Annotated in this window: 18 protein-coding genes; 17 read left to right on the top strand and 1 reads right to left on the bottom strand. The window is 48.7% G+C overall.

The window, feature by feature from the left end; genetic code table 11:
- The first annotated feature begins 8 nt into the window (after nt 1-8).
- From fmt to spoVM, 9 genes are all read left to right on the top strand, one after another.
- Complete coding sequence (fmt, locus tag MKY97_RS19375; protein ID WP_342551933.1) at nt 9-968, top strand: methionyl-tRNA formyltransferase; 960 nt, start codon at nt 9-11, stop codon at nt 966-968.
- Nucleotides 965-2,509 carry a 16S rRNA (cytosine(967)-C(5))-methyltransferase RsmB gene (rsmB, locus tag MKY97_RS19370; protein ID WP_342551932.1) on the top strand — a complete coding sequence of 515 codons (1,545 nt, stop codon included), beginning with the start codon at nt 965-967 and terminating at the stop codon, nt 2,507-2,509. Before fmt ends, rsmB begins: the two co-directional genes overlap by 4 nt.
- A gap of 265 nt (nt 2,510-2,774) precedes the next feature.
- On the top strand, nt 2,775-3,815 hold the full coding sequence (gene rlmN, locus MKY97_RS19365) for a 23S rRNA (adenine(2503)-C(2))-methyltransferase RlmN (protein ID WP_342551931.1): 1,041 nt from the start codon (nt 2,775-2,777) through the stop codon (nt 3,813-3,815).
- A 7-nt stretch (nt 3,816-3,822) separates the two neighbouring features.
- A complete protein-coding gene (locus MKY97_RS19360) occupies nt 3,823-4,599 on the top strand; it encodes a Stp1/IreP family PP2C-type Ser/Thr phosphatase (protein ID WP_342551930.1) in 777 nt (258 codons plus the stop codon).
- Nucleotides 4,596-6,815, top strand: coding sequence for a Stk1 family PASTA domain-containing Ser/Thr kinase (gene pknB / locus MKY97_RS19355; protein ID WP_342551929.1), 2,220 nt, complete (start codon nt 4,596-4,598; stop codon nt 6,813-6,815). Before MKY97_RS19360 ends, pknB begins: the two co-directional genes overlap by 4 nt.
- A gap of 60 nt (nt 6,816-6,875) precedes the next feature.
- A complete protein-coding gene (gene rsgA / locus MKY97_RS19350; protein WP_342551928.1) occupies nt 6,876-7,793 on the top strand; it encodes a ribosome small subunit-dependent GTPase A in 918 nt (305 codons plus the stop codon).
- Between the two features lies 1 nt (nt 7,794).
- On the top strand, nt 7,795-8,454 hold the full coding sequence (gene rpe / locus MKY97_RS19345; RefSeq protein ID WP_342551927.1) for a ribulose-phosphate 3-epimerase: 660 nt from the start codon (nt 7,795-7,797) through the stop codon (nt 8,452-8,454).
- 3 nt (nt 8,455-8,457) lie between these two features.
- Nucleotides 8,458-8,715 (top strand): hypothetical protein, encoded by a 258-nt coding sequence (locus tag MKY97_RS19340; protein WP_342551926.1) that lies wholly within the window; start codon nt 8,458-8,460, stop codon nt 8,713-8,715.
- 157 nt (nt 8,716-8,872) lie between these two features.
- Entirely contained in the window at nt 8,873-8,953 is an 81-nt protein-coding gene (gene spoVM / locus MKY97_RS19335) for a stage V sporulation protein SpoVM (protein ID WP_019424875.1), read from the top strand.
- Between the two features lie 299 nt (nt 8,954-9,252).
- Here the strand turns inward: spoVM and rpmB are convergent, their stop codons facing one another.
- On the bottom strand, nt 9,253-9,441 hold the full coding sequence (gene rpmB / locus MKY97_RS19330) for a 50S ribosomal protein L28 (RefSeq protein ID WP_024631107.1): 189 nt from the start codon (nt 9,439-9,441) through the stop codon (nt 9,253-9,255).
- A gap of 277 nt (nt 9,442-9,718) precedes the next feature.
- Between rpmB and MKY97_RS19325 the strand changes: the two genes are divergently transcribed.
- From MKY97_RS19325 to MKY97_RS19290, 8 genes are all read left to right on the top strand, one after another.
- Nucleotides 9,719-10,027: a hypothetical protein gene (locus MKY97_RS19325; protein WP_342551925.1), complete on the top strand. Its 309-nt coding sequence runs from the start codon at nt 9,719-9,721 to the stop codon at nt 10,025-10,027.
- Nucleotides 10,028-10,076: 49 nt separating this feature from the next.
- Nucleotides 10,077-11,876, top strand: coding sequence for a DAK2 domain-containing protein (locus MKY97_RS19320; RefSeq protein WP_342551924.1), 1,800 nt, complete (start codon nt 10,077-10,079; stop codon nt 11,874-11,876).
- A 96-nt stretch (nt 11,877-11,972) separates the two neighbouring features.
- Nucleotides 11,973-12,836, top strand: coding sequence for a DegV family protein (locus MKY97_RS19315; protein WP_342551923.1), 864 nt, complete (start codon nt 11,973-11,975; stop codon nt 12,834-12,836).
- A gap of 10 nt (nt 12,837-12,846) precedes the next feature.
- On the top strand, nt 12,847-14,892 hold the full coding sequence (recG, locus tag MKY97_RS19310) for an ATP-dependent DNA helicase RecG (RefSeq protein ID WP_342551922.1): 2,046 nt from the start codon (nt 12,847-12,849) through the stop codon (nt 14,890-14,892).
- 125 nt (nt 14,893-15,017) lie between these two features.
- Nucleotides 15,018-15,305: a stage VI sporulation protein F gene (locus MKY97_RS19305; protein ID WP_342551921.1), complete on the top strand. Its 288-nt coding sequence runs from the start codon at nt 15,018-15,020 to the stop codon at nt 15,303-15,305.
- An 854-nt stretch (nt 15,306-16,159) separates the two neighbouring features.
- Nucleotides 16,160-17,821, top strand: a complete 1,662-nt coding sequence (locus MKY97_RS19300; protein WP_342556393.1) for a sensor histidine kinase — start codon at nt 16,160-16,162, stop codon at nt 17,819-17,821.
- 10 nt (nt 17,822-17,831) lie between these two features.
- Nucleotides 17,832-18,740: a LytTR family DNA-binding domain-containing protein gene (locus MKY97_RS19295; RefSeq protein ID WP_342551920.1), complete on the top strand. Its 909-nt coding sequence runs from the start codon at nt 17,832-17,834 to the stop codon at nt 18,738-18,740.
- A 133-nt stretch (nt 18,741-18,873) separates the two neighbouring features.
- Nucleotides 18,874-20,184 (top strand): OFA family MFS transporter, encoded by a 1,311-nt coding sequence (locus tag MKY97_RS19290; protein ID WP_342551919.1) that lies wholly within the window; start codon nt 18,874-18,876, stop codon nt 20,182-20,184.
- Nucleotides 20,185-20,284 lie beyond the last annotated feature (100 nt).

The following is a 20,284-nucleotide window of genomic DNA, read 5'->3' as shown; positions in this document are numbered from 1 at the left end:
TGATTGATTTGAACATTGTTTTTATGGGAACACCTGAATTTGCCGTTCCTTCGCTGGATATGCTGATGGCAGAGGGATATCATGTGGTGGGTGTAGTGACCCAGCCTGATAAACCGCAGGGACGTAAAAAAGTGCTTACACCTACACCGGTCAAGGCCGCAGCTGAACGCCACGGTCTGCCGGTGTTTCAGCCTGTCAAGCTTCGTGATCCGGAAGCGACAGCTCGCCTTGCGGAATGGAAGCCTGATCTGATTGTGACTGCAGCCTTTGGACAGATTCTTCCGAAGGCAGTGCTGGATATGCCGATTCGTGGATGCGTGAATGTACACGGATCTCTTCTGCCCAAATATCGCGGAGGCGCACCGATCCAGCGTTCCATTATCAATGGAGAATCGGTGACAGGCGTTACATTAATGTATATGGCTGAAGGATTGGATACCGGAGATATGATCTCACGAGTGGAAGTGCCGATTACAGATGAAGATACCTCGGGAACGATGTTTGCCAAACTGAGCGAAGCCGGTTCCAAGCTGCTTCAAGCGGAGATGCCCCGTCTGATTGCAGGAGAAACGAAAGCCGTTCCTCAGAATGAAGCGGAGGCTACCTATGCTCGTAATCTGACTCGTGAAGACGAGAAGATCGACTGGAATCGTACATCCCGTGAATTGTTTAACCAGATTCGCGGGTTGGTGCCTTTCTCAGGCGCATTTACGATGTGGGATGAACAGGTGTTTAAAGTTTGGGCGGCGGCTAATCCCGATCAGACTGCAGATGAAGCCTCTTCTGCTTCGAATGCTGGACAAGCCGAGCCGGGGACCGTGCTGCAGCTGAATAAATCAGGCATAGAAGTAAAGACAGGTGATGGCTCTCTATGGCTGACCGAAGTGCAGCCTGCTGGCAAAAAAGTGATGCAGGCCGCTGACTTTGCACGTGGTGGAACCTTGAAGCCTGGAATGGTGCTGCGATGAGTACTCCAAAATCAGGACATTCTTCAGGTAAAGAATATCAAGCAGCGGCCAGCCGAGCAGGCGGTAACCATGCGAATCGTCGTCATTCCAGTAAGGGTTCTTCTGACAATCAAGGGGGGCGTGCAGGAAACAGGCCTGCATCGACTTCTTCTGCGAAGGGGAGCCAGGCTCACACTCGTGTGCAGAAACCAAAAACTTCAGCCCGGGCACTTGCTGTCAAGGTACTTAGTGCGGTTGAGCAGGATGGAGCGTACAGTAATCTGGAATTAAACCGTCGTCTCAAAGAGGCAGAGCTGAGTTCTGCGGATGCCGGACTGGCTACAGAACTGGTATACGGAACGATTGCAAGACGGAATACGCTGGACTATTATTTGGAGCGTTTTGTTGCAAAGGGAATGGCAAAATTACAGTCATGGGTGCGAAGCCTGCTTCGGATCAGCGCGTATCAGCTGATCTACCTGGATCGAATTCCGGAACATGCCGTCGTCAGCGAAGCCGTGAACCTGGCGAAGAAGCTTGGTCATCAGGGAATCTCCGGTATGGTTAACGGCGTGCTGCGGAATATGATTCGCAATAAAGAACAGCTGCATATTCCCTCGGATCTACCAGCTCCAGAACGGATCTCGCTGGAGCATTCCCATCCGCTCTGGATGGTGGAGCGGTGGATCGCTCAATATGGAGAAGAGACGACAGAAGCCATTTGCCGGGCGAATAACGAACCCCCGGCAGTGAGTGTGCGTGTGAACACCACGATGACTACACGTGACAAGCTGATGGAGGAGATGGCAGATGCCGGGGCTGTTGTGGACGTTTCCCGTCTCAGCCCGGATGGTATTCTGGTACGAAGCGGCGGTAACATGGCTCTCACGTCCTGGTATCGGGACGGCCTGTTCTCTGTACAGGACGAAAGTTCTATGTTGGTTGCCGAAGCTGTAGCGCCTGAAGAGGGACACCACGTACTGGACTGCTGCGCGGCTCCAGGCGGCAAGACGGCTCACATGGCAGAAAAAATGCGAGACCGCGGTCATATCACGGCTAATGATGTCCATGCACATAAACGGGAACTTATTCTGGAACAGGCTGAACGTCTTGGACTCAGCTGCATTGATGCGGTAACCGGGGATGCGCTTGATTTGAACAAGCGATATGCCGAGTCTTCTTTTGACCGGATTTTGCTGGATGCACCGTGTTCGGGACTAGGCGTAATTCGCCGCAAGCCGGATGTGAAATGGACCAAGTCCGCTTCGGATATTGAAGAGATTTCCAGCCTGCAGCGTGAGCTTTTGGACCGTGCTGCACCGCTGCTCAAACCCGGGGGTATTCTCGTATACAGCACATGTACCATTGAAGCGTCGGAGAACGAAGAGATGGTTGCGGACTTTTTGAACCGTCATCCGGAATATCGGGCCATCGGAACGCCTTTCTGGTCGCAGCCCGAAGCCGCGAACTGGAAACCCGTGAATGGCGGTGTTCAGATCCTGCCGCAGTACGCGCACAGTGACGGTTTTTACATCGCAAGGTTGACAAGAGTGGCTGATTAACCGTTTAATACAGCACTGAAGGAAGGCCGCCGAGGGAAACCCCGGCGGATTTCTTTGTGAGAGGACATTCGCTAATTTCTAGTCGGCAAATGGATGTCAAGGTGCGATGGCAGCAGCGAGGTGTTATAATGCATGAAGAACGGGTTTGAAGGGTATACATGGATGTAAAGTGGCGTTTGTGATAGAATAGGACGAATGCAGTAAAACGATGGAAAGCCATTGAAAAACAAATGAAAAGAATAAAGGAATAGGTGTTGACAACAAAATGAAACCTTTTATATACGATTTTTCCCTCGAGCAGCTGCAGCAGTGGGCTGTAGAGAACGGGGAACCCGCGTTTCGCGGCGGCCAGATTTTTGACTGGATTTATGTGAAACGTGTGAATGATTTTAGTGAAATGACCAATCTTTCCAAAGCTTTACGCGAGAAGCTGGCAGACCAGTTCGAATTCGTAACGCTGAAGGAAATTACCAAGTTTGAATCGAAGGATGGAACGGTGAAATTCCTCTTTGGTCTGCATGACGATCATGCGATTGAGACGGTTATTATGAAGCATAACTACGGAAACAGCATCTGTGTAACAACACAGGTTGGCTGCCGGATCGGCTGCACGTTCTGTGCGTCCACGCTGGGCGGTCTCAAACGCAACCTGACAGCCGGAGAAATCGTTGCCCAGGTCGTACAGGCTCAGAAAATTCTGGATGAACGCGGTGAGCGGGTCAGCAGCATCGTGATCATGGGTTCGGGTGAACCATTTGAAAACTATGAAGCAACGATGACGTTCCTGCGGATTATGATCCATGAAAAAGGACTGAACATCGGGCAGCGTCATATCACCGTGTCCACGAGTGGAATTGTGCCCAACATCTATAAGTTTGCAGATGAAGACACGCAGATTAATCTTGCCATTTCGATCCACGCGCCTAATGACGCTCTTCGTTCGAAATTGATGCCTGTAAACCGCCGCTTCCCGTTTGATGATGTGATGGAATCTCTTCGCTATTACCTGGCGAAGACAGGCCGGAGAATTACGTTTGAATACGCATTGATTGGCGGCGTTAACGACCAGCCTGAGCATGCAGCGGAACTGGCAGGTGTGCTTAAAAACATGTTGTGCCATGTCAACCTGATCCCGGTTAACCATGTGCCTGAACGCAAATATGTGAGAACATCAAGAAGTGACATTTTTAATTTCCAGAGAATTCTCTCGGAAGAGGGAGTGAATGTTACGATTCGCCGTGAACAGGGACATGACATTGCTGCCGCTTGCGGCCAGCTTCGTGCAAAGCATATGGAGTTGAGGTGAGAGCGTTTTGATCAAAACAGTTCATGTGAGCCATATCGGACGAGTACGTTCGGTAAATGAAGATTCAGCCTGGATTCGTAATCTCGATACAGGATATATTCTGGGAATCGTCGCGGATGGCATGGGCGGACACCTTGCTGGTGATACAGCAAGCCGCCTTGCGGTGGAGACGCTGGTTCAGGATCTGGCGACACTTGAGCCAGGTTTGTCCCATGCTTCTCTGTCCGCAGCTCTGAGCGATGCGATTCTTCATGCGAATGAAGTCATATTCCGCACGGCGTCCACGGACGACAAGTATCATAACATGGGAACGACCGTAGTCGCAGCCTTGTTGAATGATGCGGAAGGTGTGATTGGACATATCGGGGACAGCCGTGCCTACAAAATTGCGGGCAGGGAAGTATTCCAGCTGACCGAGGACCATACACTGGTGAACGAATTGTATAAAAATGGTCAGATCAGCAAAGAGGATGTTACTCATCATCCACGCCGCAACGTGCTTACCCGTGCGCTTGGCACGGATGCCGAGGTGAAGGTTGATATGGATACAGTGAAATTGGAAGAAGGCGAAGTGCTGCTTCTCTGCAGTGACGGACTTAGCAACCTGGTCAGCAATGAGCAGATTATTCAGGTCGCGGGCAACCTTGAACTTGCACTGGAAGACCGTGCTGACCGATTGCTGCAGCTGGCACTGCTTGCTGGAGGAGACGATAACATAACGGTGGCTTTATTTGAGCCCCAGCAGCAGGATACCGTACAAACGGAAACGGGGTGTGAGTCATGATCGGGCACCAGCTAGGCGGACGCTATGAAGTCATTGAGCGTGTCGGTGGCGGCGGCATGGCTCTAGTGTACAAAGCCCAGGATCTGCTCTTGAACCGCAATGTAGCGATTAAAGTACTCAGACAGCAGTTTGTGCATGATGAAGAGTTTATTCGCCGCTTCCGCAGAGAGGCACAATCGGCGGCATCGCTCTCTCATCCCAACGTAGTCAGCATTTACGATGTGGGTCAGGAAGATGACGTTCATTATATTGTCATGGAGTACGTTGAAGGCAAGAATCTAAATGAAATTATTAAAGAACGTGCGCCTTTGCAGGTCGACGAAGCGGTACACATTGCTTCCCAGATCGCGGATGCTCTGGATCACGCGCATCATAATCAGATTATTCACCGGGATATTAAACCGCATAACATATTAATTGGACGGAATGGACGCGTAAAAGTAACAGATTTCGGGATTGCGCGGGCAGTTACCTCTACAACGATTACGCAGACAGGCTCGGTTGTAGGCTCAGTGCATTATTTCTCGCCAGAGCATGCTAAAGGTATTGTGACTGGGGAGAAGTCGGACTTATATTCTCTTGGAATTGTACTTTATCAAATGCTCACCGGGCAGCTTCCTTTTTTAGGGGAGAGTCCGATTAGTGTAGCTCTGAAACATCTGCAGGAAGAGTTTGATGAACCGCGCAAATTCAACCCGCTCATTCCGCAAAGTGTTGAAAATGTCATTCTGAAATCCATGCGCAAAAATCCGCAGGAGCGCTATCAATCGGCCAAAGAGATGCAGCATGATCTGGAAACCTGCCTCATGCCGGAGCGCCGCAATGAGTCCAAGGTTGATTTTCCGGATGAGGATGATATTGATCAGACACGGGTCATGCCGGCCATCAAACCGGAGCCGCGTGGAATGACATCCACCGGAACGGTGCCTGTGATGGAGATAGATAAAGAAGTGAACTCGGGTAAACCGAAGAATAAAAACTGGAAGAAACCGGTGCTGATCATTTCATTGACTGTTCTTATTCTGATCGCTATGGTTGCGGTGGTGTGGTATGTAAAAGATATGCTCGTCGTGCCTGAGGTAAAGGTCCCTAATGTGATCAGCCAGACGGAAGAAAAAGCCCGTCAAATGTTGGAGGAGCAGGGTTTGGTTGTGAGCGGCGAGGTCATCCGGGAATACAAGGAAAACGTTGAACCCGGCATCGTCTTTGATCAAAGCAGAGATGAAGGCGATGTGGTCAAAAAAGGCACTGAAGTGCAGCTCAGCGTTGGTGCGAAAAAAGAATTGAAGAAGATGATTGACGTTAAAAGTGACTCATATACCGAAGCTGTCAAAAAACTGACTGCACTCGGTCTTAAGGAAGACCAGATCAAACGCAAGGATGATTTCTCCAATGAAGTGCCTTCAGGTTCAGTCATTTCCCAGACGCCTGGTGTGAACGAAGAGTTTGATCCGGAAGCTGTTGAAATTGAGTTAACCGTCAGCAAGGGTACTGAAACGGTCAAAATGCCTGATTTGAAAAATCATACGCGCAGTGAAGCAGAACAAATGCTGAAAGAAAAAGGTCTTGTGCTCGGACAGGTGCAGGAAGAATCCAGTTATACGGTGGACCAAGGTAAAGTCACCCAGCAGTGGCCTGTGGAAGCAGGAGCGGACGTGAACCCTGGCGACAAAATTACGATCTTTATCAGCACAGGATATCCACCTGAAGCACTCCAGTATCCTTTTAACATCAATGTATCACCGAAAGAAGCAGGCAAAAACAGCAAAATCCGTATCACCTTTGAAGATGCACGCGGTAAGAATCAGGAGTGGGGTACACGAACCATCAATTCCGCTCAAGTCCTGACCATCCCGCTTGTGCTTGCTCCAAATGAAAATGGTGCGGTATCCGTCTACCGGGATGGCAAATTCCTGGATACGTACGTCGTATCTTACAGTGAAGCGAAGAACGGTACGGTCAATGTTCCTTCTATTGATCCTGAACAAAACACGCAAGCACCACCAGAGAATAATCCTGATCCCGGGAATAGTGACAATGGCAGTGTGGACAATGGCAATGAAAATGGCGGAGAAGACCAGCCTGAGTCCACTCCGGCTGACGGCGAAGGGGACAATCAGGAAGGTGACACTTCGGCAATGAAGACAGATAAAGGACCGGGCAAGCATAAAGAGGATAAGAAAAAAGGAGTTGTCAACGCATCAGGCCGTCCATAAGGACGGCTTATGCTGACGTAGGGAATGAATGTAACTGATCTGAAGGAGGGCGACGGAGCTGTGCCAGAAGGTATCATCGTTAAAGCATTAAGTGGTTACTACTATGTCATGCCGGTGGAAGACAACGGGGTTCCTTCGGTTGAAGGTTCCGCCGTTCAATGCAGGGCCAGAGGCATATTTCGCAAAAGAGGCACTTCTCCGCTTGTTGGTGACCGTGTAAGTTATATGCTGACGGAGAACGGAGAAGGAACAGTAGACGAGATTCACAAGCGTGATACAGAGTTGATTCGTCCTCCAGTGGCCAATGTAAGCCTGGCTGTTTTGCTGTTCTCGGTGAAAGAGCCGGACATGAATCTGAACTTGCTGGACAAGTTTCTCGTGCATATTGAGCAGGCCGGACTCGATGCACTTATCGTGCTGACAAAACAGGATCTTATTGATCCTGAAGCCGAAGATCGGAACGTTGTCGCCGAAGTTAAGGCAATGTACGAGCAGATCGGCTATGAGGTCATCTCGACCAGCTCACTTACCGGAGAAGGCAGCGAGCTGCTTAGAGAACGTCTCGCTGGCAAAATCAGTGTATTTTCGGGCCAGTCTGGCGTCGGAAAGTCATCGATGCTGAATGCACTGATGCCAGGGCTCACGCTGGAAACCAGTGCCATCAGCATGCGTCTTGGGCGCGGTAAACATACAACCAGACATGTGGAGCTCATTCCGCTGGATAATGGTGGATTTGTGGCAGATACACCGGGGTTCAGCCAGCTCGACTTCCTGGAGATTGGTGTGGAGGAATTGTCGACTTGTTTCCGGGAGTTTGCCCAGTTTGCTGACCAGTGCAAGTTCCGCGGCTGTACGCATACGCATGAACCAGGCTGCCGGGTGCTCGCGGCAAAGGAGGAAGGACTGATCTCCGAAAGCCGATATCAGCACTATGAGCAGTTTCTGACTGAAATGAAAGAGAAGAAGCGGAGGTATTAATATGATTAAAATTGCCCCATCCATATTATCAGCAGACTTTGCCAAATTGGGGGCAGAAGTTGCCGAAGCGCAAGCAGCGGGCGGAGACTGGATTCATGTTGACGTCATGGACGGTCACTTCGTTCCTAATATTACGCTCGGCCCTGCGATTGTAAAGGCTATTGCGCCTCACACAACGCTGCCGCTGGATGTTCATCTGATGATCGAAAATCCGGAGCGGTACGTAGAAGAGTTCGCCAAAGCAGGCGCAGCAGTGATTACAGTTCATGCCGAGGCTTGCGTGCATCTGCATCGTGTCATTCATCTGATTAAAGAGCAGGGAATCATGGCAGGAGTAGCGCTCAATCCGGGAACGCCGGCAAGTGCGATTCAGGAAGTGCTGGATGATGTAGACATGGTTCTGGTCATGACGGTGAATCCAGGTTTCGGTGGACAAGCGTTTATCTCCGGCACGATGAACAAAATCAAACAAATTCGTACATGGCTTAATGAGAGAGGACGTCATGACGTACATATCGAGGTAGACGGCGGAATTGCTGCCGATACGGCGCCATTAGTGGTGGAAGCAGGGGCTGACGTGTTGGTGGCTGGCAGTGCCGTATTCGGACGGGAAGACCGATCTGCCGCGATTGCCGAGATTCGCAGCAGTTACGAGGGTTAATTCATGACTCTCAGAGAGACGCTGTGGACGATGGCGGGGAGTCTTGTCACAGGCCTGGTACTAGCATTATTTGCAGTTCTCCAGGCTCCATTCAATGCACTCACGTCATTAATCGGGGTTGGGGTCGTTATTATGTACTTCCGCAAGTTCGACCGAAAGGGACTTCGGATTACTTTTGTCATTTTCAGCATACTGTATTATCTCATGAGTGTTTTCATGATTGCGGTCTATCAGTATCTTCCCCAAACGCAAATAGGCTGATCTTCGGGCTTGTCATTGTGGAATAGGGACAGCAGGTTCCGCATAAATATGGTTACATGAGCAGGTTTCTCATGTAGCCTTTTTTGTCGTGTTTGGGTGAAAAAGGCCTGAAGCATAGGATACGGCGGACGCATGAGCATGATGGGGAGGGTGAAGTATGAAATTTTACACATTCAAACTGCCGAAGTTTTTGGGAGGGTTTGTAAAGGCGATCCTGAATACGTTTCAAAAGAACTGATTTGATCAGCAGCACCGTTAAACGAATACCGCCGCTTTGGCTCAAAGCTCATCTGGAGAACCGGATCTGCATGACGTGCCATGCGGCGGCCATTCCTGTGTACGGTAGACGTAATGTACTTGGAAAGTTGGAAAGGATATCAAACGGTTCGTTTATTGGAACAAGCTGATTATAACAGATCCTGATTGATCATAACTGATCTGAGCGTAGAGGAAGGCTGTGCTTTTTTGAATACCAAAAAAGCACCTGCAAGGAACAAGGTGCTTTTTGCTTACCCGATTTATAGCAGCTTTGCGTGATTATACGCGAGTCACTTTACCGGCTTTCAGTGCACGGGTGCTTACGTATACACGTTTTGGTTTGCCGTTAACGAGAATACGAACCTTCTGAACGTTTACGCCCCAAGAACGACGGTTACGGTTGTTAGCGTGGGATACGTGGTTACCGGTGCCCGGTTTCTTACCTGTCACATAACATTTGCGAGACATAGATTACACCTCCTATCCTAAAATAACCAGTGCCTTCGGAGAGACGAACGTCATTCCATCAGGACTTAATTGTTCTTTCCTGATCCTAAAGATCAGGCTTCAGTAGCTAATGGTGTTGTTCAAGCCGGCTTGGCCGGATCATTTCCATTACTTAACCTGCATAAAACAATACTTAAATATAATATCATAATCAAAAAAGCTTCGTCAACTGATCCAAAAACTTTATTTATTTCTCTTGTCTAATATAGTACAATGTTGAATAGTCCATAGTACAGCCATGAACAGGCTGTTGCCGCGGGAGCCGGAGAAAAAACCGTACGTAGAGGTTGGAGGTTTGCTTTTTTGGCAGCGCTGTGAGATGCGGCATTCCATCATTGGCACCAGTCTCCATGCGGCATTCATGTCGGCTTCTGATACCGGTGCATATCCCTATGCCCGCATAACGGGCTGCAGAGAATGGCAGGATATTGGTAGCCCGGCCGCCCAGACCGTTCATCCGGCTGACATGCTGTATTGTGTGCCTGGGCCGGACAAGGTATGGACGAAGAATAACGCAGCCGCGTTAGCGCATGAACGACCAAAATGATTCTTGGTGCAAGGTGTTCGTGTATCAAGCTAGGAAGGGGAATTCTCACTTGAGTATACGTTCTTTAAATGGAACAGATTTCACCGCGATGGTTATTGCCGGAGCGGAACAACTAGGGCAGCACGCAGAACATGTCAATTCCCTGAATGTTTTCCCTGTGCCGGATGGCGATACGGGAACAAACATGAATTTGACGATGACTGCAGGTGTTGCAGAGATTAAAAGAAAGAGCTCGGCATCCATTGGAGAAGCTGCCGGAATATTATCCAAAGGTCTGCTTATGGGCGCGCGCGGAAACTCTGGGGTTATTTTATCCCAACTGTTCCGTGGGTTCAGTCGTTCAGCAGCTCCTTTTGAAGAATTGAATACGATTCAATTCGCAGCCGCCCTGCAAAATGGAGTTGACGCAGCTTACAAAGCGGTTGTGAAACCCGTGGAGGGAACCATTCTTACCGTAGCCAAAGAAGCGGCCAAACATGCCAGCTACTATGCAAGACGAACGAATGATATAACTGAATTAATGAACGAAGTTTTGTTAAAAGCAAAAGAAGCCCTGGCGATGACTCCAGAGATGCTGCCTGTACTGAAACAGGTTGGTGTTGTGGACTCGGGTGGTCAGGGACTTGTATATATTTATGAAGGTTTTATGGAAGTGCTGCTGAAAACGGAGGGTGGTTCACGACCTTCACTGCAGAAAGAAACGGTTTCGTCACCAGCGGTACCGTTGAAAACGCCTGCATCTGAACCGGCTGCAGCGAAGACGGCACAGGTCATTGCTCCTGAAATGCCTCTGTCAGCTCAAGCCAGATTGGAAACCGAAGATATTGAATTCCTGTACGATATGGAGTTCTTCATCAACCGTGAGCTTGGAGAGAATGCTGGAACCGCATTTGACGATGAGATGTTCCGAAAAGCGCTGTCGGTAAATGGTGACTCCATCATTATTATTGCTGATGATGAAGTGATCAAAGTGCACGTGCATTCCAAGACACCTGGTGATGTATTAAATCTGGCATTGAAGTACGGTGAGATCACACAGATTCATATTTTGAATATGCGTGAACAGCATCGTGATTTGTTAACCGCGGGCATGGATATCGCTGCATCACCCGAGCTCTTTGCTGAGATTCCGCAGGAGAAAACAAGCACGCTTGAAGAAGCAGTGCTCCCCGCAGACGAGATGGCACCTTATGGCTTTATCGCGGTTTCTTCCGGCGATGGTATTGCGGAAATTTTCAGAAGTCTGGGTGTAGATGTAGTGATGTCGGGTGGACAGACAATGAACCCGAGTACAGAGGACTTTGTGAAAGCCGTCCATTCGATCACGGCGGAGCAGATATTTATTTTGCCGAATAACTCCAACATTGTGCTGGCTGCTGAACAGGCTCGGGAATTGCTGGAGGATGAGCGTCGTATTACGGTGATCCCAAGCAAAACGATTCCACAAGGTATGGCCGCGGCGTTTGCTTTCCAAGAGGACGAGTCCCTAGAAACGAATCGTGATCAGATGTTAGAGGCGATCAGCCGTGTGCAGTCTGGTCAGGTGACTCATGCCGTTCGGGACACCCAGTATGATGAACTGGATATCAAGGCGGGCCATTATATCGGTATCCATAACTCCAAGATTGTAGCAGCGGATGAAAGTATGCTTCATGCCTGCGAAGGTCTGCTCGGACAGATGATGAAGAGCGGGGATGAAGTGGTTACTATCCTAGAAGGAGAAGAGGCTGACGCTGAGATTACGGCAGCTCTTGCAGCATGGGTAGAAGAGCAATATCCTGATGCGGAAGTTGAGGTACATCAGGGAGGACAACCGGTTTATTATTATCTGTTCTCTGTAGAGTCCTAATAGAGGTAGTTCTAAAAGTCTCGGACTTTCCCTATACTGTCTCAATGACTTTTTGAACATGCACTAATAGTACTTTATCGAAGAGGAGGAGAGCCCGTGAGCCACAAGGTTGCGATTGTAACGGACAGTACAGCCGATATTCCTGAGGAATTGATTAAAATGTACGGTATACATGTCGTTCCCCTGCGTCTGTTATTCGGGGAAGAAACGTATGCTGACGGGATTGAACTGACTTCGGAGCAGTTCTATGACAAGTTAAGGCAGAGTTCTGTGCTGCCTACGACTTCACAGCCTTCACCTACCGATTTCATGAACGTGTACCAGACACTGCTGGATGAGAATCCGGACAGGCCTATTGTATCCATACACCTGTCTTCCGGCATGAGTGGTACATATCAGTCGGCTGTGCTTGGCAAGTCACTTTTGGAACGTGATTCAGATCTTACCGTGATTGATTCAAAGTCGGCTTCATACGGGTATGGGTTAATGGTGGTACACGCTGCCGAGCTTGCCGAACAAGGCAAGTCCCCAGCTGAGATTGCAGCTGCTGTTGAGGCAATGCAGCAATCGCGCAAGCTGTTTTTTCTGGTGGATACCCTGGAGTATTTGCAGAAAGGTGGACGGATTGGCAGAGCCTCGGCTATTTTGGGAACGCTGCTTAACATCAAGCCGATCCTGTCTATTGATGAAGAAGGCGTAATCTACGCTGTAGAGAAAGTCAGAGGTCATAAAAAGGCAATGGCCCGTATTATTGAGCTGTTCCAGAAGGATCTGGCCGGAAAGCGAGTCAATCTGGCGGTAGGCCATACAGCAGATCCTGCGTCAGCGGCAGCTTGTGCAGAGCAGTTAAAGGGTCATTTCACACTGAACGAAGTGATCTACACCAATATCGGAGCCGTCATCGGAAGTCATGTGGGACCCGGTGTCATTGCAATCTTTATGTGGCCTGTTCCGGAATGAGGGATTAGACATGAATTTGGAAGAAATATCAGTGAAGCAAATTAACGGCGTGAGTGCTCTCAAAGAGGGAGAGCTTCACGCCTTTGGCATCTCTAGTGTAAAAGATTTGTTAGAGTATTATCCGTTTCGTTATGAAGATTATCGTCTGCGTTCGCTCAGTGAGGTTAAGGACGGAGACAAGATTACGGTACAGGGACAGGTAATGGGTGTTCCGGTACTGCAGCGCTATGGCAAAAAGTCACGTCTGACCTGCAAAATCATGACCGAAGAGTGGATGATCACGGCAACGTGGTTTAACCGTCATTTTCTCAAAGACCAGCTTACACCCAATCGGCAAATTGTACTGACTGGCAAATGGGAACAAAAGCGCATGCAGCTTACGGTGTCGGATTCGGAATTCCCTGATAAAGGAGATGGACGTTCAGGTACATTACAACCTGTCTATTCCGTCACGGGTAAGATCACGCAGCAGTGGATGCGCAAAACGATTAACCAGGGATTGATTCAATACGGTGAGATGATCCCCGAAATCTTACCGCAAGCGCTGATTAAAAAATATAATCTGGTGCCGCGCAAGCAGGCTATCGCCGGTATACATCGTCCTCAGGACAATCAGGAGGGTCAGCGGGCCAGACAGCGGATGGTCTATGAGGAGTTGTTTTTATTCCAGCTCAAAATGCAGGCATTCCGTGCGTTGAACCGGAATCGCATGGACGGCATGGTACATACCACCGACAATACGACGATTCGAGAATTCGTGCGCAGTCTGCCGTTTGAGTTGACCGATGCGCAGAAGAAGGTTGAGCTTGAAATTCTGCATGATATGCGTTCCCCGTATGCGATGAATCGACTGCTGCAGGGGGACGTAGGTTCAGGTAAAACGGTGATTGCAGCGATTGCACTGTATACATCCGTTCGCTCCGGTTTTCAGGGGGCACTGATGGTGCCGACCGAAATTCTGGCAGAGCAGCATATGCGCTCGCTTCAGAAGCTGTTTGAACCATTTGGCGTGACGGTAGGACTGTTGACCGGTAGTGTGAACGGGCGCAAACGCAAGGATTTGATCGCCTCATTGCAGATGGGCATGATCGATATTGTTGTGGGTACACACGCCCTGATCCAGGAGGATGTTTTTTTCCGGGAGCTGGGCCTTGTGGTTACGGACGAGCAGCATCGCTTCGGGGTAAATCAGCGCAGCGTTTTGAGACGCAAAGGGTATAATCCTGACGTGTTAACGATGACCGCTACGCCGATTCCTCGAACACTTGCGATTACGGCTTTTGGTGATATTGAGGTGTCGACGATATCGGAGCGGCCGAAGGGACGAATTCCGATCTCCACGTATTGGGTGAAGCATGACATGATGGAGCGGGTACTTGGTTTTATCTCCAGAGAGGTAGACCAAGGCCGCCAGGCTTATCTGATCTGTCCGCTCATCGAAGAATCAGAGAAGCTTGATGTGCAGAATGCCATAGACCTGCATGTGCAGATGCAGCAGAATTTCCCGAAATATGAAGTGGGGCTGCTCCATGGACGCATGTCGGCGGCGGAAAAAGAAGAAATGATGCGTGAATTCTACAACAATGACATTCAGCTGTTGGTATCCACGACGGTCGTGGAAGTTGGTGTGGATGTGCCTAATGCTACATTAATGGTTATAATGGACGCGGATCGTTTTGGCTTGTCCCAGCTGCATCAACTTCGCGGTCGGGTCGGTCGTGGTGCGCATGCATCCTATTGTGTGCTGATCGCTGATCCCAAAACGGAAGTTGGTCAGGAACGAATGAAGGTCATGACTGAAACCGAGGATGGATTCGAGGTGTCTCGCCGTGATCTGGATCTGCGGGGTCCGGGCGATTTCTTTGGCACCAAGCAGAGCGGACTGCCTGAGTTCCGTCTTGCCGATATGGTAGCGGATTTCGCCGTACTGGAACAAGCCAGGGATGATGTGTCCGCGCTGATTGCGAATGCTGCGTTCTGGACATCTGTTGATTATGTGCCGCTGCGTGAATATCTCCAGCAGGAGCAGGTGTTCAAGGGCGATCTGATTGATTAAGAAAGCTTAATTTTGAATGTGCTGCGTTTGTGTAAAGGCATGTTTTGTAAAAAGTGACAAGTGAACAAGCCCTCCCGACATATGAATAAGAAGTGAGTTCATTTTTTTGGGAGGTGCTGTACGTTTTGGGTTACCAACAATATGGAATCAGTCCGCAGCTGGTGGAGCGGATCAAACTAAAGATGAAAAATCCTGCAGTCAAAGAGCGCATTAAAAAGCTGATTGACGGTGTGACCAAGGCTGATTTACAGGATAAGGCGAAGGTGCGCAGGTTGATCAAGTCGTCAGCAGTCATTATGAATGAAAATTTCTCACCTGCACAGGAAGAGCAGTTTGTTGCTTTTGTCATCGCACAAAAGATTGATCCAAACAATACGTTCCATTTAATTAAGCTGTGGGGCATGTTTAGGTAAAGTTAAATGTAATGATTCATGTAAAGAAAGATGGGTGTTTACATGTGGGTACTCCGAGAATAGAATACCCTTCTGATCGCTGTTATCCCTGGATCTTTTGTGAATTACCCTCTTATAAGGGTAAAATCCGGTGATAAAGGCGAAGCGTATGCTTCCGATGCAGCTTTCTTTCAGAAAGCTTTTAGCTCCGCTTCTTCAGATTGTTTCTGCTCTCTCCGTTATAGTGTAAACTGAATTTTTTGAAAGGCCGCATTACATTCAAGTGGAATGGTCATGTAAAGAATAATGTAAAGAAGGGTGTTTCATCAGTCATGTATGACTTGATGAGATGCCTTTTTTTGATTTTTACAGCATACCCTTTGTTAATCTCCAAGGGAGAAGGGAGAAATTAACTAGGTCACCAATACAGAGAGGCTGAGTCCCAGGGCTTGTTTTCCTAACGATCTCCAGAGACGCTATTTTGGTGATATCACACATTTTTATTTTCTAACGATCTCAGGGAAACCTATTTTAGAAATTAGATGTGAAAATGGGCATTTTTCTTCTGCTTCCAGTGAAATAAGCTCTCTGGAGATCGTTATAATTCAAGACAGCACTATATCGCTCAGATAAGCTCATCTGAGATCGTTAGATTTTTTTCAGAGCTATGCGTTTATTGGATATTTCGTAAGATGGCTTGCCTATGTGACGTCGTTTTTTGATTTTCACAGGATATTCTTTGCTTTCCTTCGAGGGGAGGGGTAAACTGTTGCATACGAGTAGTGTAGGTATATTGCCGCAGTGCGGAAATCAGCATATGCGGTTACCTGGCTCTGTTACTTTTTCAGATAGATGTGGAGGAAGTTCGATTGGAAATGTTTACGATGCTGCTGGGGCTGTTTGAGCGAGCGGCGCTGCTGATTATATTTTTATTTTTTCTGTCGCGGGTGCCGCGGTTTAGGCAGATTTTGCAAAAGGGTAAATTAAGATGGCAGGAGTATGCGGCCTTGACCCTGCTGTTTTGTGCGTTTGCCATTTTTGGTACATATACCGGTATTAACGTCGAAGGTTCACTGGTCAATGTACGGATTATTGCGATTTTGTCAGGCGGAATCCTGTTCGGATCACCTGTAGGTATTATTACCGGCTTCGTGTCCGGGGTGCACCGTTATTTGATTGATATGGACGGCATTACGGCCATTCCGTGCCTCATTACAAGTATTCTTGCGGGCCTCGTGTCGGGGTACATTCACAAATACACTCCTAAATCCAAGCGCTGGATTATTGGCATTGGTGCAGGCATGATCATCGAAGCGCTCACGATGCTGCTGATTCTGCTCTATTCTTATCCCGACCCGCTTGGAGCGGACATTGTCTCCAAGATTGCACTGCCGATGATTCTGGGTGAGATGAATATTGGTCTGATTGTGCTTTTGGTGCAGAGCGTGGAGGGGGAAAAGGAGCTGATTGCGGGTCGTCAGGCCAAGCTGGCTTTGGAGATTGCGAATAAAACACTGCCTTACTTCCGCTCGATTGATGAGGATTCCCTGCGTAAAGTATGTAAAATCATTCAAGAAGATATTCAGGCGGATGCGGTAGCGATTACCGATACCCGTAATGTACTGGCTTATGTTGGCTTCGGGGAGGAACGGTATCATATTGGCAATGAAATAATTAGTGAAATGACCAAGAGGACGATATCCAGCGGAGAAATTATGATTAGTAATGATGTGACGGATGAGAAAACCCCGGATATTCACTCACTGTTGATTATTCCGCTTAAGGAGCGGGGCGATGTGACGGGTGCACTCAAGATCTATTACCGCAAAGCTTACAAAATTACGTATCCGCTGCAGACAATGGCGGTAGGACTCTCTCAGATTATTTCCACTCAGATGGAGGTATCCCGGGTAGAGGAAATTAAGGCTGCGGCGAACAAAGCGGAGCTGCGCGCACTGCAGACAACCATTCATCCTCATTTTCTGTTTAATGCGCTAAACGCTATCGCTTCGTCTATTCGAACCAAGCCGGATCGCGCACGCGAATTGATCGTTAACCTTTCCGGTTATATGCGCTACAATCTCGAACTGTCGGACGAATTAATTGATATTCATAAAGAGCTGGAGCAGGTCCGCAACTATGTCGAGATTGAGAAAGCTCGCTTTGGCAGCAGACTCACCGTCATATATGAGATTGATGAAGTGGCAGTGCATATTCCCAGCCTGGTCATCCAGCCGCTTGTGGAAAATGCGATTATACATGGCATTCTGAAAGTGAAAGGTCCCGGGATCGTCCGGATTCGGGTGCAGGATCATCCTGATGTTGTGCGTATCAGCGTGAGTGACACGGGTGCAGGTATAAGCGCCGATATTATCGAGAATGTCTACCACGACCGCATGCCTGGAAACCAGATTGGACTGTACAACGTGCATCGGCGCGTGAAACTGATATACGGGAAAGGTTTAACGATTACAAGACTGGAGCAAGGAACGGATATTTTATTTGATGTACCCAAAGGAGATGTCATAACAAGGTGATGATGAAGCGATGAGAGCGTTAATTGTAGAAGATGAAATTCCGGCAAGTGAAGAACTGAGTTATCTGATCCAGGAGCACAGCCAGATTGAGGTTGTAGATTGTCTGGAAGATGGCCTGGATGTACTTAAATTTTTGCAGGAGCAGGAAGTGGATGTGCTTTTTCTCGATATTAACATTCCTTCGCTGGACGGTATGATGCTCGCGCATCATATCGGCAAGTTTGCGCGCAAGCCCTACATTGTATTTACAACCGCTTATAAGGAGCACGCGGCTGAGGCTTTTGAGCTGGAAGCATTTGATTATATTCTGAAGCCCTATGACGAGAAACGAATCGCGGCCATGCTGCACAAGCTGGAGCTGACCTTCAAGAGGGACCGTGAGCAAAGTGAGAACATTTATGGCGAAATACGGGAGGAGGACCAGATATACCGGCGTGCAGAGAGGCATGAATCAGGGAATGGGCTTGGAGTTGAACCCGGATATGCACCAAACCAAGCTCAGGCTCGTTCCGGCACACTGCAGGCACAGGATGGACTGGATCAGCGAGCGGTATCCGTCCATTCTCCAGCCCAGGCGGACAACCTGATGGGCACACGAATCAATCTGCTGCGTAATGACAACATTATTGTTACCGATACGGCAGACATCTACTATGCAGAGGCTCAGGAGAAGGTGACCAAGGTGTATACCAAAAATGGAGAATTCACGATGCCTGTCAGCATATCGGATTTCCACAGCCGTCTGCCGCAGGATGCTTTCTTCCGGTGCCATCGTTCCTATCTCGTTAATCTCTCCCAAATTCGTGAAATTGTACCCTGGTTTAACAATACGTATCTCCTTCGTCTGCGTGATCTGGAAGCCGAAGTGCCCGTCAGTCGCGGCAAAGTCAAAGAGTTCAGGCAGCTCATGCGCATATAACGGCATTTCATTCCGCATTTGATGCAACTCATGCTCAAAACAGCTCTATGAATCCCCTTTCATGTATGATGGTCTTGTGAACGTACAAGAGAATGTTCAACAGGTTATAGACATCGACAAAGGGGAGATTACGATGAAAGCAGCTGTTTTATCCGCTTCATCAGCATCTAATTCAACAACGACATCATCTATAAAAGTGAACCGCTGGCTTATTGTACTCGGTACGATTATTGTACAAATGGGGCTTGGCACAATCTACACCTGGAGTTTATTCAATCAACCGCTGTCTGATCGTTTCGGATGGGACGTCAGCTCGGTCGCAATAACTTTTTCGATTACGAGTTTTGCTTTGGCGATTGCCACTTTGTTTGCAGGACGATTGCAGGAACGCTGGGGTCTCCGACGTTTAATTCGTGTGGCTGGGGTTGTGCTCGGTCTGGGACTGATGTTGAGTTCCCAAGTCAGTTCGTTAACGCTGCTGTATCTGCTTGCCGGTTTTGTGGTCGGGTTTGCGGACGGCACAGCGTATATTACATCTCTGTCCAACTTGATCAAATGGTTCCCTGAACGTAAGGGACTGATCTCGGGGATTTCAGTGGGAGCCTTCGGTACAGGGAGCTTGTTGTTCAAATATGTGAACTCCGCCCTGATTGGTGCGGTTGGTCCAGCGCAGGCCTTTATGTACTGGGGGATGATCGTTCTTGTCCTGGTTACTGCAGGATCATTCCTGATCCGTGAAGCAGTGGTTCGTGAACAGTCTCCGGCAAAAGTCAAAGACGGTTCCGGTGAGAAACCAGCAGAAGTCCGTCATGAATATACAGTTAAAGAAATGCTTCGTACGAAAGAAGCGTATATGCTCTTCGTTATTTTCTTCACGGCTTGCATGAGCGGTCTGTATCTGATCGGTATTGTCAAAGACATTGGTGTGCAGCTTGCAGGTCTTAACGTGACCACGGCGGCTAATGCGGTTGCGATGGTGGCTATTTTCAACACGGCGGGCCGTATTATTCTGGGTGCTTTGTCGGATAAAGTAGGCCGAATGAAAGTCATCGCCGGAGCCCTGCTCGTTACAGCTGTAGCGGTCATGACACTCAGTCTGGTGCCGCTGAACTTTGGAATCTTCTTCGCTTGTGTGGCAGCGATTGCCTTCTGCTTTGGTGGTAACATCACCGTGTTCCCAGCCATTGTGGCCGATTATTTCGGTTTGAAAAATCAAAGCAAAAACTATGGTGTAATCTACCAGGGATTTGGATTGGGTGCTCTCGCCGGATCATTCATCAGCGCGCTGCTGGGCGGATTCCATCTCACCTTTATCGTGATTGCGGTCCTCTGTGCGGTATCGCTCCTGATGGCACTGATGATCACTCCTCCGGGTGCAGGTCGCCGGGCTGGCTCTTCTCAGACCAAACCAATGCATCTGAATCCGTCTTCACGGGCGAGCTGAACAGCGGTTTTTATCGTAAATGCTGCCATGTGCTCCTCCACGATGCTTACACTTGGAGAGAGAAAGAAACCCTGGCATGAGTGTATAACTGAATCATTTT

It is taken from the genome of Paenibacillus sp. FSL R7-0652 (assembly GCF_038595045.1).
Taxonomy (GTDB): Bacteria; Bacillota; Bacilli; order Paenibacillales; family Paenibacillaceae; genus Paenibacillus.
Note: the sequence above shows the minus strand (reverse complement) of the source record. Positions and strands in the feature narration are given on the sequence as shown.